At 35.7% G+C, this 12,951-nt stretch carries 12 protein-coding genes; 3 read left to right on the top strand and 9 right to left on the bottom strand.

What is annotated here, in order from left to right; genetic code table 11:
* Positions 1 to 97 precede the first annotated feature (97 nt).
* The 8 genes from FFS26_RS05550 to FFS26_RS05585 all read right to left on the bottom strand — a co-directional run bounded on the left by FFS26_RS05550 (position 98) and on the right by FFS26_RS05585 (position 10,184).
* Positions 98 to 721 carry an REP-associated tyrosine transposase gene (locus tag FFS26_RS05550; protein WP_228449395.1) on the bottom strand — a complete coding sequence of 208 codons (624 nt, stop codon included), beginning with the start codon at positions 719 to 721 and terminating at the stop codon, positions 98 to 100.
* Positions 678 to 1,007 (bottom strand): hypothetical protein, encoded by a 330-nt coding sequence (locus FFS26_RS05555; RefSeq protein WP_137904501.1) that lies wholly within the window; start codon positions 1,005 to 1,007, stop codon positions 678 to 680. The genes FFS26_RS05550 and FFS26_RS05555 overlap by 44 nt, the downstream gene beginning before the upstream one ends.
* Positions 1,008 to 1,292: 285 nt before the next feature.
* Positions 1,293 to 1,544: a hypothetical protein gene (locus tag FFS26_RS05560; protein ID WP_137904502.1), complete on the bottom strand. Its 252-nt coding sequence runs from the start codon at positions 1,542 to 1,544 to the stop codon at positions 1,293 to 1,295.
* A gap of 6 nt (positions 1,545 to 1,550) precedes the next feature.
* Positions 1,551 to 3,842 (bottom strand): ADP-ribosyltransferase, encoded by a 2,292-nt coding sequence (locus FFS26_RS22745; RefSeq protein ID WP_228449396.1) that lies wholly within the window; start codon positions 3,840 to 3,842, stop codon positions 1,551 to 1,553.
* Entirely contained in the window at positions 3,829 to 4,119 is a 291-nt protein-coding gene (locus FFS26_RS05570; protein ID WP_137904503.1) for a hypothetical protein, read from the bottom strand. The genes FFS26_RS22745 and FFS26_RS05570 overlap by 14 nt, the downstream gene beginning before the upstream one ends.
* Positions 4,120 to 4,177: 58 nt before the next feature.
* A complete protein-coding gene (locus tag FFS26_RS05575) occupies positions 4,178 to 4,657 on the bottom strand; it encodes a hypothetical protein (RefSeq protein WP_137904504.1) in 480 nt (159 codons plus the stop codon).
* An 11-nt stretch (positions 4,658 to 4,668) separates the two neighbouring features.
* Entirely contained in the window at positions 4,669 to 6,231 is a 1,563-nt protein-coding gene (locus FFS26_RS05580) for a hypothetical protein (RefSeq protein WP_137904505.1), read from the bottom strand.
* Between the two features lie 29 nt (positions 6,232 to 6,260).
* Positions 6,261 to 10,184 carry a hypothetical protein gene (locus tag FFS26_RS05585; RefSeq protein ID WP_137904506.1) on the bottom strand — a complete coding sequence of 1,308 codons (3,924 nt, stop codon included), beginning with the start codon at positions 10,182 to 10,184 and terminating at the stop codon, positions 6,261 to 6,263.
* A 287-nt stretch (positions 10,185 to 10,471) separates the two neighbouring features.
* Here FFS26_RS05585 and FFS26_RS05590 point away from each other — a divergent pair, with 287 nt between their 5' ends.
* Positions 10,472 to 10,981 (top strand): hypothetical protein, encoded by a 510-nt coding sequence (locus tag FFS26_RS05590; RefSeq protein WP_131436986.1) that lies wholly within the window; start codon positions 10,472 to 10,474, stop codon positions 10,979 to 10,981.
* Positions 10,978 to 11,325, top strand: coding sequence for a tRNA-binding protein (locus FFS26_RS05595; RefSeq protein ID WP_137904507.1), 348 nt, complete (start codon positions 10,978 to 10,980; stop codon positions 11,323 to 11,325). The genes FFS26_RS05590 and FFS26_RS05595 overlap by 4 nt, the downstream gene beginning before the upstream one ends.
* Positions 11,326 to 11,393: 68 nt before the next feature.
* On the opposite strand, the gene FFS26_RS05600 is transcribed toward FFS26_RS05595, so the two are convergent.
* A complete protein-coding gene (locus FFS26_RS05600; RefSeq protein ID WP_137904508.1) occupies positions 11,394 to 12,164 on the bottom strand; it encodes a DUF4382 domain-containing protein in 771 nt (256 codons plus the stop codon).
* Between the two features lie 82 nt (positions 12,165 to 12,246).
* Between FFS26_RS05600 and FFS26_RS05605 the strand changes: the two genes are divergently transcribed.
* On the top strand, positions 12,247 to 12,948 hold the full coding sequence (locus FFS26_RS05605) for a 3'-5' exonuclease (RefSeq protein WP_110009046.1): 702 nt from the start codon (positions 12,247 to 12,249) through the stop codon (positions 12,946 to 12,948).
* The last annotated feature ends 3 nt before the right edge of the window (positions 12,949 to 12,951 follow it).

A 12,951-nucleotide genomic window follows, 5' to 3' on the forward strand; every position in this document is an offset into this window, starting at 1 on the left:
AACTCCCGGATCATTTTTATACAAACTTATACTATCTATACGTATCCAGTTATATAAAAAACCCTCGCTGCCGCACGAATCCTTTCGTGTGGTCTTCTCACAAGCCAAACATTCTAAAAACAACAATATTATCCAAAAGTCCTTTTTCATCAGAATAATCTACAGCACTACTATATCTGTAATCTTCTGCACGGAAAACCAACCCTGCTTCAACAGGGTTTTGATGTACATAATTTATTTTTTGCATGATTATATGATTGCTCCAAAGCTCAATTGGTTTATTGTCATGTCTCCAAAACTGATATTGATTCACATTGGATGTCTTTGCACCTTCCTGAAGAAAGAAATTCAACAGAAATTCTTTTCTGCTTTCCTGAGGATTTTCTTTAATAGCTTTTACAACAGCCTTGCTTGTAAATCTTTTTAAATCACCAATGAGAAGTTCTGGTTTTTGCCCTTGTGTGCTTCGAAAAACTAAATGTACATGGCTTGACATAATACACCATGCGTATATTTCTAATCCTTTATTCTTTTGGCAAAACATTAAACTTTCTAAAAGAATTTCTTTATATTCATTTCTAATAAAAACATCTAACCAGCCTACTACAGCGAAGCTTATAAAGTATAGTCCTTCAGGGTTATAAAAAATTTGTAGTTTCCGCTCATCTTTTATGTTTTTATAAAGATAAAAACTTTTGAGAAAGTTGGTAACAAAAGCCACACGATACAATCGTGCGGCAGCGGGGGAAATTAAAAATATATTTTATTTCACTATCATAATTTCTTGGTTTACCTTCAAAATCACTTGCTCCTTTCACAAACGCTTCAAAATTATCATAATCACTTAGGATATCAATGGTGTTTTCAGGCAAATCTGGTGGATTACCAAAATGTTTAGCTAATTTATCAATATCCCCCGACAACGAAAACTCTACGACTTCCTCTACTTTTTGTCCTTTGTTTAAGATGGTGGTTTTAAATTCTGCCTGATTAAATCCTCTCCTCAATCATGGAAATTCTTCCAAATACTTAAGATACAATTTTCTTAGGTTAGTTGGGAAAAGAAACTTGTTTATAATTTTTCCTTTCCACAGCTGGTTTACCAAATTTATATTGTGAAACTTCGGTCGGGTTTTCATAAAGTCATCCATATGTTGGTACACTTTTTTCAATCCTGCTATTTTATAGAGTTAGGCAAAAAGTTCAGGATGTTTTACACGCAATGCTCTGTAAGCTCTTCTACCGTTTTTCTTTTGCGAATTTTTTTAGTAAAATTAAAGGCAGTTTATAATTTAATCGTCAGAATATTTTTCCTTCAACATTTTTTCATATTCTAAATATTCTTTCTTTTCTTGAGGTGACATTGAATCCCATTCTATGTCTTTAATTTGTTGTTGAACCTCTTTTAGTCTTTTTAATTCATTTTTGTTAGCATTAATATATGCTTTTGCCTCTTCTTCATTCCTGAAAGATTTATTACCATATTTTTTGAGTAGATCATTTCTTTCATTTATCAATTTTTCTAAATTATCCATTTCTTTCATAAGTTTTTATTTTTCAATTAAAGTTATTTCTCTAATAAGTTTCGTAAAATCATCTGGATCTTTTGGATCAAGTGTATAACCAACTTTTTTTACATAGAATTTTGTTTTTGATTTAAACAACACTTCTCTTTCTCGGTAAAATGTAGAAACATTTTCAATTAATCTTCCATTCTTCCCTTCAATGTTAATTATACAGGTATACTTTCTAACCCATGCTGCATCTCTAAGAGCTTTTATATCGTGAGTACTAGAAGTAAAGTGCTTATTTGTAACTGTTTTCCCTTCTATATAATAGTTTTTGATTTGTTCTTCAGTAAGGTTTTCTATCCTATATAATATTTTATCTGTATTATATGCAGGAAGTTTATCTAAGGCTTGATTTAAAAGTTTTTCTTGAGCAATAAACTCTTCTGTAGTACTTATTTCTCCACGAAGTGCTTTATTAAAACGTTCATATCCCTCAGTTGTTGTATAATGTTTAATTACAGCTTCTTCCTCCAACAATAAAACATCACGCATGACACGTTTTATTTTCTTACTTGCTAAGCCTTTATAAATTTCTTTAAATTTTTCATTCTTTAAAAGAATCTTCAATTCTTTAGACATCCAAAAAGATACCTCCTGAATCTCCTCATAAAGAAGTGCTTTTTCTTTTACCTTTTGTTCAGCTTCTTTTACAGCCTGCTCTGTTGCTTCCTTGGTTTTTCCTGTTTCCAGAGCTTCTTTGGCAGATTGAGAGATGTGTTTGGCTTCCTGTTCCGTAAGTTCTTCCGCTGTTTCTTTTACTGTCTTTTCTATGGTTTTTTCCACAGCTTCCTCTACCGCTTCTTTTTCTACTACTGCACCTATTTTTGCTGCTTTAGAGCCTTTTAAAACAGGAATAAGAAACATTATAATGTCCGGAACCAGTTCCCCTAATTCTTTCAGCAAAAAGTAGCTTTTCCCCTCATAAGCAAGATACCATTTACCAAAATCCAACACTATTCTGTAAAACTTTTTGCAAATTTTATCCAGTAATTCAAAAGTATTATAAAAAAGGGCAATAACAAAATTTTCAAATTTTTCAGTGAGCTTATCTGTCATTCTAAAGCCTATTTCATCTCTCAATATCAGAATAATGATCGCAACGAGATCACATAAAAGAGCTAAAAACTCCAGTATTCCGTTATAAAGACCCACATAAAATGCATGATAATGTTTTATGATGGTTTGTAAACTTCCATCAGGAATATAGATTTTGGCAAGACCTTCAAGATATCCGTCTGTTATCTTTTGGCACTCATCTATATTTTGATTGATCCATTTTTTTACCACTTTGGAAACGGGATCGTCGTGAGTAATCTTCTTATTAATCTCTGATTTCAAAGCATCATAAGGCTTATGAAAAGACTCTTTTAATGACTTCACCCGGTCTTCCTGCTTGTCATAAAAAAAAGAGTTCGGTAAAAAAGCAGGAGTATATTCTTTTTCAGGCAAATCACCATTCCAGTATTTATCTTCTTTGTATTTTTTGGTTCTTAGCCAATGTCCAATTCCAAAAGCCCAATTAGGAAGATTAAAATCCAAATACTCTCCGCCTTTAATAATCACCATAAACCAAGAGAAGTCATCAAATTTGTGATTATCATATTCATACTGAATCGCTTTTATCATCAAATTTTTAAAGTCTGGTGTATTTTCTTCCTGCTCCACTGCGTTTACCGTTTGTGCTGATACACTCGTTGCCCATGCTCTTTTAATATAGGCTTCAGCAATATCTTCAGGATCATTATCTTTCCAAGGTAATTCTCGGAAGTACTTATTTTTTAAATCATCTATTACAGCTTTCCCGAATTTTACCCGAACAATTTTTCCAAAATCAAATTTACCATCATCTGTTTCTATGAAAACTAATACCTCAAAAGGCTTTTGGGGAATTTTATTAGGGTCTTCATACATTTTTATAACTTCTTCTCCATCAGGATGTGAATATACTACAAAATTATACTTTGAAGTATCAGAGAATTCCCCGTAAGCATATGCTTGACTATACGATACCCTTTTTGACAAATCTGCAATGGTAAGATTCTTTTTTTCTATTATTTTTGAAGCTCCGAAGATATCTTTTGCCCATTCATGAATATTCTTCTCCCAATACTGCCCAAAAGGACTATTCTTGAAAGCGCTCATTTCCTCAAAAGAATTGCTTGTTATTCCCTGCAACGGATTTTTGCTGCCTTCAAACCCTTGGGTTATTTCTTCAAAAGACAATATTTTATATCCGGATAAATCACCGAATTCGTCATCAAATTTTTCCATTTTCTTCGTTTTTAGTTGTTAAACATTTCAATTCATTCAAAGGAAAAAGTTCTTTGGTGGTCATATTCTCGGTGAATTTTTTGGTTTGGCTTTCGCCCAATATCAAAAACTCCAAATAATATTTTTCATTCAACAGAAGCCCTGCATTTTTAAGTTTGTGCTGTGCCTGTACCAGATCAACAATCTTAGTATTCTTATTGAGATATGTTTTTAATCGGATGATATTCTCTTTACGCCATTCTTTACTGGTGGTTTCTTTAAGTTCAAGTGTTTCCATAATTTTTTCTTTTTTGAAAAAGGCAGGGCTTTAAGGCCCTGCCAGTAATTAATAATTCTTAAGAAAGTGCATCTAGGTTCTCTTTGTGTTTTTCCACAAATTCATCCAGATAGGAAGCCAGAAGTTCTGTAAAACCAGCTTTATTGTTTTTCAACAGCCAAAGCATATACTGATAGCTTGGTACTTTTACCAGATCGGTATTCATATTACCTTCGGGTTCTGCAACAGGAAGCTCTATAAGATGATTGTCTCCATCACGAAGATAGCTCCACGTATCTTTATAGATTACCCATTCCGGAGAAGGAAGTGAAATATTAATATCTTCTCCTGTTTCCTTGTCTTTCAGTATCTGCTTATATCTGAAACTGATGAACTGTTGTTCAGATTTAGCATCAATATCCAATACACGAATACTTCTTTGAAATTGTGGAAGCTTCGGATGTTCCTGAAGCGGGAGTTCTGCCAGGCTTAATGAAATATTCTCTACATTATTAAGGATTTCTTTAATGTTTTCCGGTATAATTAAATGTTCGTTCATAATTTTTGTTTTTAAAATTTGTATAAATTGATAATATTTAACGATGTTGTTGTATTCCCTCCCATATTGTTGACGGCCATATTCAGACTGTATTCAACGTCAGGAACAGAAATAATGGTCAGTGATGTAACTCCCCTTGCTGTCATAGAAACAGTCATAGAGGTTCCGTTTTTAACAATAATAACATTGATGGTCTCATTGGTTCCGGTAGTTCCTGCACTAACAGCGCCCACTACTGTATTATTAAGATAATGAACTCTGTATCCTATACTGTTTCCCAGTGTTCCTACTGTTTTCAGGCGGGTAATAGTCTGATCCAATAATTCTACATTCGATGCATTATTCATCAGTCCTACATATTGTGTTTTTGAGGTCATATTAGCTGCATGCTGATAATTGACAGAAAATTCCAGATAAAAATTTTCTCCGGCATTATTAAGCTTTGAAGATTTAAGTGCGGCTACGATAGTAGGATCATCCGTACTGTAAGCTTTTACAGCAGAGTTACTTTGATAAATAGCTGATCCTCCGCTACCAAATGTGTCGGGATTAGATGCATCATTATAAATCTTTTTGGTCCATGTCAATGCTGATACATCTGCAATCTGTAGATTCTGCACTACTGAAACTGTAAGGGGTGTCACATAATAAGCGACTCCATTCCATAGTCTTATCTTATACTGTCCTATGGGTAAATCCTTAAAGTTGTAATAGAATGTCAGGTCTAATCCATTGGTATATAATTGTACCTGTGAATTAGGAACAGTCGCTAATTTCGTAGAGCCGCTTTCATCCATGATATCTATGGAGAAAGATGTGGGAGGGAGGTTAAGGTTGGCTCCTCTTAAGCTGATCCAGTAGTTTTTATTCTGCTTATCTACAACAGGAGGAGTGATAACAGCAACACTCATAGTATTAGTAGTCCATCCTCCGTTCATTGCTGTTTTCCATGCTGTTTTTTCTGCTTCGGAAAGAGTAGCAGGCAAGCTTAAGAACGGCTGCTTTCCATTTGTTTTCCCTACACGTCCTGAAGAGTTCTGAGATAAGAAAGTGCTGAAGGTAGCATCATTGGAAACATCACTCAATCCTGTGATCGAATAATAAAGTCCTGAAGTATCTAACGTCCAGTTGGCTCCTAATTTCAGTCCTGCTCCCACAACAGATGTAAGTGATGAATTGGCTATATTTTTTCCCAGATCACCGGCGGGAAGTTTGGCAACACTTCCGTTATCATTCATTCCTATGATTTTAGGATAATCCTGAGCCGTTCCGTCTGTCAAGGGAATTTCTAATTTCTTCGCTAACTCTTCTCTTGTAGTAAGGTTATATTGAGCCTGGCTTGCCATTCCTTCTGCTACAAGATCAGCATTTGAAATACTGACGTGATTATCAGCTAATTTCAGGGGAATGGTTCCGTCAACAACGGCATGGGTTTTTAAATCTCCGTTTTCGTCAACGGCATAATCTGTGTAAGACAGAGAACCCGGCGCTGCTACCTGATAAATAGCATTAGTTTCCCTTTCTCCAATGGGAGGTAATTCATTGACACGTATAATTTTTCCTATAATTGGCATTTTTTTATTTTTTAAGGTTAATAATTATGTTATTTCCAGTCTCCCAAAATCACTTTTTGCCCTTCCAGCGATTCTACTCCAAGAAGATTGTCATTGGGTTCAAAATTGGTTCCGCAGATTTCTCCCAGTTCATCATCAAACTTCACTCCTGGTTCACAGTTGCAAGGCAAAGCTTTTTCAACTTTCAGTCCAATAGATCCTGCCTGAAGAATGGTAAGGGAAGTAGGAATTTTCTCTCTCCACGGCTCTCCTTCTTTTGTCGCTTTTGGTGAGCGTAATTCATCCACAATGGATAAGAATAAAGGATCATCAATGACAGGAACTTCACCTCCATTCCAAATTTGTCCTGTAGCAAGGAAATGTCTCACTGCTTCTTCAAATCCTGGTCTTACCGTAACAATAACTCTTGCCATACCTGACTGCATAAATGCTCTGAACGTAGGATCATTATCATCAAACTGATATAAATCTGCCCATGATTTTCTTTCACCCCAATAATAGGGGTAGAAATAATAACTCATGATTTCCCATTCAAACGCCTGCTCCATAAATTTGATAAATGCAGCATATTGATCCAGTTTTTCATCCACCTTAATATCTGTATTCTGAAAAGTTTCTGTAGAAGCATTATCATTGGTATAATATCTTTTTTTACCGAAAGTGAGTAATGCATCAGGATTCTGATTCAGCATATAGGAAATACAGTTTCTTCTTAAAATGGTATTTTCAATTTTTCTGTAGAATCCCGGATTAGATCCTTTGATCTGAGCTCCTACAGCTTTTGCATCTGCCAAGGCAGCTTCATACTTGCTCAACTCCACTTTATAGGCTTCAATAATTTTATTGAATGCCTTCTGCAGCCAGCCATTTTTATATTCTTCCTGCAATACACATTTGATATTAACCGTTGCATGGAAATAATGGGCATTTGTTGTCGCAATAGTAATAGGAACCTCCCTCACAAATTTCAAAAATGCATTAGACGAACTATCTCCTCCTACTAATAAGCTGGCCCCATTTCCCCAACCATTGTAACCAGGGAAAGAATTACTGCTTTTAACAACATAAGATTCAGTGATATAATGTTCCGGGATCGCAATAAGGTCAGATTTTGAAGACGCTTGTTTTGATTCAGTGGATGAGTAATCAATGGATTTTCCTACATACACAACTGGTTCCAGTCTTTCATCAACTTCAACATTGTAATAACCCAGCCAATATTTTAGTTTTGTGGAATCTGCCAGAGCACTCCAGTCTTTGATCTGCATCCCGGCAGATTCTCTCGGATCAATAGGCTTTACCAATTGATTTTCAACAACATTACTTACCTTCATTCCTAATGAATGTAATTTGGCAGGCTCCGGAATCATAAACTCAAACATCATACGCTTTCCATAGTTAAAAATCTGGTTTTTAACTACTTTGTCTACCCAACGGTAAACTCCTACAACATGATTGCTGCCTTTGGTGTTATCAAAACCATGTTTGTTATTTTCCTCATATTCCTCAAGGATTTTATCAATTCGTTCTTCTTTCACTTTAGTGACAATCCTTTCCAGGGCTCTTGCTGTAACATCTTTAGCCTCGGTAACGGCCTGTCTGTTACTTTCCTCTTTAGAACTATGAGTAGCATAGTTGGCAGCAGTATTTAGCATATACTTTGCTCCCGCTCCCCATGATGCATTAAATCCTGCCTGCGCTGCAAAATCCTTAGATTCCTGAAGTACTTTAGAAATTTCGCTTTGCATCTCATTTCTTTCCGTAGAAGTAGTATCCGTCAATTTCTCTTTTTCAGATTCCGTAGATTTGGTTGTTTGGGATTCGCTTCTCTTTAGTCTTCGTGAAGATTTTTCTCTGTACTCCCTTGCCATGATATTTTCAATGTGTGAAACATCTCCTTCTACATAACAGTAAGTACTTTGTTCTACCTTTCGGTAATCTGCAATCCCAATATTTTTCATTCCAAAGCCTGATGGGATGAATGGTTGATCATCCTCAGGTGTTGTCGGAGTATCTTTAATTTTCAGACAAATACTTCCTTCACCTGTCAGATTATAGGTTTTTGTTACTGAATCTATTCCTCCTGCAGTAAATATCGTCATAGGAATTTTGCAGGTATATACTTTTCCGTCGTCAAGGGTAAGTTCTGCTTCAAGCTGACAACCATTCTTTATAGCATCTGTAATATGTAATTGAGGTAAAACACCATCGCTAAACAAGGATAAATAATCTCCTCCACCAGCAACTTGTAATTGATTTGAGGTTTGAACTACATTCCCATTATTATCCAATATTTTGATGGTTCCTGAAGCTGATGAAAATAATGATGTAGTCTCTTTAGGCGTCATACTTAATAGCCATCTGTCCGAATAGTTCTGAAAAGATCTGGTCCTTAACAAAACAGGCAGGCAGCTACCGGTTCCTCCTTCACCTCCGGTGCCTTTATTTTTTAATGTAAATATTCCAGGTCCTTCAAATCTATACATTCTGTTTGCCGTCCACAATAACTTCGCTTTCATTGTATAGGCAAGTCCATCATTAAGAATAACTTCTCCTTCCAATAGTAAAACTTCATTTTTATCTATAACAGCAGCGGGAATTTTTTCCGGAGTATTGAATAAAGATGTTACGTTGGGAGCATCAAATGTATAAGCCAGGGTTCCACCTGCTAAAAGTTGATCATCATATGACTTTATATTGTAATTTCCACTTACAATGTGCTTAGGAGCATTGATATCAGTTGTCAGAATCATGGTATGATCCCCCAATCCCATATTACCACTCATTGTTCTTGCAAAAAAAGGAATCTCCTGAGTATTTACAGATTGCGTTACAGGAATAACAACACCTCCTACTGTTGCAGAAACCTGTGGAGTAAGATTTGTATTATTTAATATCGTTTGCTGCAGCTGCTGGCTGTTTTGTTCAATGGTCTGAAAAAGCTCTGTAAAGGTTGAAACATCATTTAATGAGTTTGATGTCCCAAAAATTCGTTGTAAAGATTCGTTATTTTCTTGGCTTAATTTTCTTTGCAGATCATCTGCCTGAATTTCAGGACGAAAGTTAAATGTAAAAGTCTTTACTTCCGGAACCGGAATATATTTTAAACTTGATAGTCCTTCACGATTATCTGCTGCCAGGAAAATTTCTTTCTGATATTCCTGTTCTTTGACAAGAGCATCGTATCTGGACTGCTCAGGTCTTACCTCTTCTTGATATTGTTGGTAGGCAATATCATAAGCCGCTCCGTATTCTTTTTGATAATTCTTCTCAAGCTGTTCCAAAGTTCTTTTAAGCTCCTCATTTCCTTTTAAGTTTACTGTAGCTTCTGCAAACTTCAAGGCACTATCACTCAAAGGATGACTTTGCATACTGTTTCCCCCTCTTGAAGCAACTGTATTTGAAGAAGCAGACTTTGCACTAAAGAGTTCCTTAGGAAGAACAACTTTGGCTTTAATAACATCTTCATACTGTGCTTGAGTAGTTCCATCATAATTGGAAAGAATATGATCCAGATGTAAAAATTGCATTAAAGTTTCCTTTGCATAAAAATCTTTTTGGGTGACCACCTGGTAAATAAAATTATCCCAAATGTTAGAGTCAATTTCAACGATAGGTTTTGGAGTCTCTTTATAAGTTTTGATTTTAGCATCAAACTCCTCTTTGGTTGCTTTTGCTTTATTCTTTGCAACCCAAACTGACAATTCATAAAATTGTACACTTTTAGCTTTTAATGATGCTTCTGTTTCTATGGTTAACCCTGTGATCTTTTCACAGACGTTTTTCAAAGATTCCCCAGCTTCTACTCGTGGATCAATTACTCCCTTTTGTCTTAGATAGTTTCTGAAAATAAATCTTTTCTCCCTATTCTTTGGATCAGACAATTCTGCGCTGCGCATCGTCGCAAATCTGAATAAAGTTTGTGAGCTATTATTTTGATTAATTGCTTCCATTTTTTAATTTTGTTTTGGTTTTTATAAAGGTTGAGATCTGAAGCTCTTTTTAGTAGAATGTCTTCAGGTTTTAGCCTTATTTTTTTAGGTGGTTTCCGGCAAAAGATGTCCACCTGGAATTTTTAAGTCAAGTTTCATATTGTGTTTTTTTCTTGAAGCAAAGATCACCCCCAGAAGCGACAGAACTCGTCGTATAAAAAAAAAATTATTTTTCTACTCTAAACCTTTGGAACAAAAACTATTGGTATTCTCAATATTTTAATACATTTGTTTAAAACATACTTCAGATGAATTTCGAGCAGATCAACTTACACCTTGAGGCTTACAAAGAACACAACCAGATTCTGGATGCAGCAAAATATCTGATCCATTCTTTTAATCTGGAACATGAAAACTTTGCGGGATTCGGGTTCAGGGAAGAGCTTTCTCCCACCTCGATGCTTCTGACAGCAGAAGGAGACCTGGGAGGACCCCAAACCGTAATGATCCCACGAAATTTATTTGACTTTGACCTGAACCTTGTTCTGAATATGGTTGCCCACGAAATGCTTCATGTAAGACAAAAAGCACCAGGACAAGTTATTGAAGACAAAAATGAAAGGGAATTTCAGGCGTATTATGAAATGCTTTTTCACAAGGTTTTCCCACAGATTCCTGAAGTTTCGGATTTTCATAAAAAATTCTTTGGAGGAAAAGCATTGGAATACTACAAAAGAATGGGTGAAGGCTCAGTATTGCAGCAAAAGTATGCAGAACAGAAAACAGAAGTAGAACATCTAATTAACGAATTACCATGACAGTAAAACCAGACATCACCTGGACAGATTTTGAAAAAATAGACATCAGATGCGGAACTATAATCTCAGTGAATGATTTTGAAAAAGCAAGAAATCCATCGTACCAGCTCGAAATAGATTTTGGAGACTTAGGAATCAGAAAATCATCTGCACAAATTACTTCTCTCTACGAAAAAGAAGAGCTTATTGGAAAACAGATTTTAGCCGTAGTGAATTTTCCTAAAAAGCAGATTGCTAATTTCTTCAGCGAATGTCTTGTGTTAGGACTTTATGGGGAAGACAAAAAAGATGTCACTCTTTTAACGCCATCATTACCCACAAAAAACGGAATGCAGGTAGGATAGCCTGCCAATTAAATAAAAAAAAACCTTAGGAAGACATTCACTAAGGTTTTTTTATTTGATATTATTACTTATTGATGGAGGGTTTTTACCCCAAGATTGGTAACCTGACCAAAGCTTACTGATATATTGGATGTATTTTCATCCATATATCCAGTGCTGTTTCCGGCATCGTAAGAAACGGTATAACTTCCTTGTGGAAGCCCTGAAAACATGAAAAATCCGTCAGGGTTAGGGATTGCAGTAGAAATCGTATCTGAAGCCATAATGGCGTGAACAACTGCCTGAGCCGCCTGAGGCTGCACATATCCTTTAATCTGCCCGTTGGTAAGCTCAGAGAATGCCCGTATCACCGGTTTTAAAATATATGATCCATTCCCTGTCGTTACAATAGATCTTCCGGCATCAAAATCAATCCACACGGTATATGCTCCGTTTGCTGATAATGTCTGATTCCAGTTGAATTTCAGTCCGCTCTGTTGAGCCGATGGGGTTTGCAGCGGATAAGTTACTCCGTTTACAACCACACTATTATTAGGACCCAGTACCATTCTCATCTGCGAAACATTTCCCTCAGGGAGCGTAGCCTGTCCTAAAACTACATCAGTTCCATTTTTAAAATTAAGAAGATTATAAACTCCCGGATTTGGAAAGTTTAATACTGTCCATTCTCCATTGCTTTTAATTTCAATTTTTTGAATATCAATATTAACGGCATTATATGCAGCAGGGCCGTCTGTAAGCCTTACATTCACTGTAGCAGAACCTTTTTCATCGGAATCATTACATGATGCCAAGGATAATAAGCAGATACTGCTTCCTATAATGAATAAATTCTTCATAAGCTTAAAATTTATGTATAATAAAAAACGTTTTGGATAATTGATTTATTATGTCATATATTTCGGTTATAAAAAACAAAAAATGATCCAAAATATTCCTTTAGAAAGAATTTTATTTCTTGATATTGAAACGGTTCCACAATCCGCCTCCTGGAACGAGTTATCAGAAACAGAGCAATATCTGTGGGATAAAAAAACAAAATTTCAGAGAAAAGAAGATGTTACGGCTGAACAATTTTATGACAGAGCCGGTATTATGGCCGAGTTTGGAAAAATCATCTGTATTACCATTGGAATGGTTGAAAAGAATGAAACATTAAAAATAAAGAGTTTTTCCGGGCATGATGAAAAGAAAATGCTTCAGGAATTTGGAGAAATCTTCAACAGCCCACGGCTTTATAATGTGATTCTCTGTGCCCACAACGGAAAAGAATTTGATTTTCCCTGGATTGCCAGACGCTATCTCATCAATGGGATGCAGCCACCGGCACCGTTTCAGATGTTTGGGAAAAAGCCCTGGGAAATTCCGCATATAGATACTATGGAACTCTGGAAGTTCGGGGATTATAAAAGTTTTGTCTCCCTGGAATTACTGGCGCATGTTTTTGGTATTCCTACTCCAAAAGATGATATTGACGGCTCAATGGTTTCATCAATTTACTACATAGAAAAAGACTTGCAGAGAATTGTTGACTATTGTGAAAAAGATGTCTTAACTTTGGCAAATATTTTCCGGCGCATGCGTCAGGAAGATTTGTTGAAAAGGAATATCAATCTAGATTAAAAA

Origin of the sequence: Chryseobacterium sp. 2VB (assembly GCF_005503635.1) — a bacterium.
GTDB lineage: Bacteria > Bacteroidota > Bacteroidia > Flavobacteriales > Weeksellaceae > Chryseobacterium > Chryseobacterium cupriresistens.

Bases quoted from the DNA above. Each gene is read 5' to 3' on its own strand.
- FFS26_RS22745 (WP_228449396.1), bottom strand. From the start codon at position 3,842: ATGGAAAAATTTGATGACGAATTCGGTGATTTATCCGGATATAAAATA.
- FFS26_RS05595 (WP_137904507.1), top strand. From the start codon at position 10,978: ATGACAGTAAAACCAGACATCACCTGGACAGATTTTGAAAAAATAGAC.
- FFS26_RS05590 (WP_131436986.1), top strand. From the start codon at position 10,472: ATGAATTTCGAGCAGATCAACTTACACCTTGAGGCTTACAAAGAACAC.
- FFS26_RS05585 (WP_137904506.1), bottom strand. From the start codon at position 10,184: ATGGAAGCAATTAATCAAAATAATAGCTCACAAACTTTATTCAGATTT.
- FFS26_RS05575 (WP_137904504.1), bottom strand. From the start codon at position 4,657: ATGAACGAACATTTAATTATACCGGAAAACATTAAAGAAATCCTTAAT.
- FFS26_RS05580 (WP_137904505.1), bottom strand. From the start codon at position 6,231: ATGCCAATTATAGGAAAAATTATACGTGTCAATGAATTACCTCCCATT.
- FFS26_RS05570 (WP_137904503.1), bottom strand. From the start codon at position 4,119: ATGGAAACACTTGAACTTAAAGAAACCACCAGTAAAGAATGGCGTAAA.
- FFS26_RS05600 (WP_137904508.1), bottom strand. From the start codon at position 12,164: ATGAAGAATTTATTCATTATAGGAAGCAGTATCTGCTTATTATCCTTG.
- FFS26_RS05605 (WP_110009046.1), top strand. From the start codon at position 12,247: ATGATCCAAAATATTCCTTTAGAAAGAATTTTATTTCTTGATATTGAA.
- FFS26_RS05560 (WP_137904502.1), bottom strand. From the start codon at position 1,544: ATGAAAGAAATGGATAATTTAGAAAAATTGATAAATGAAAGAAATGAT.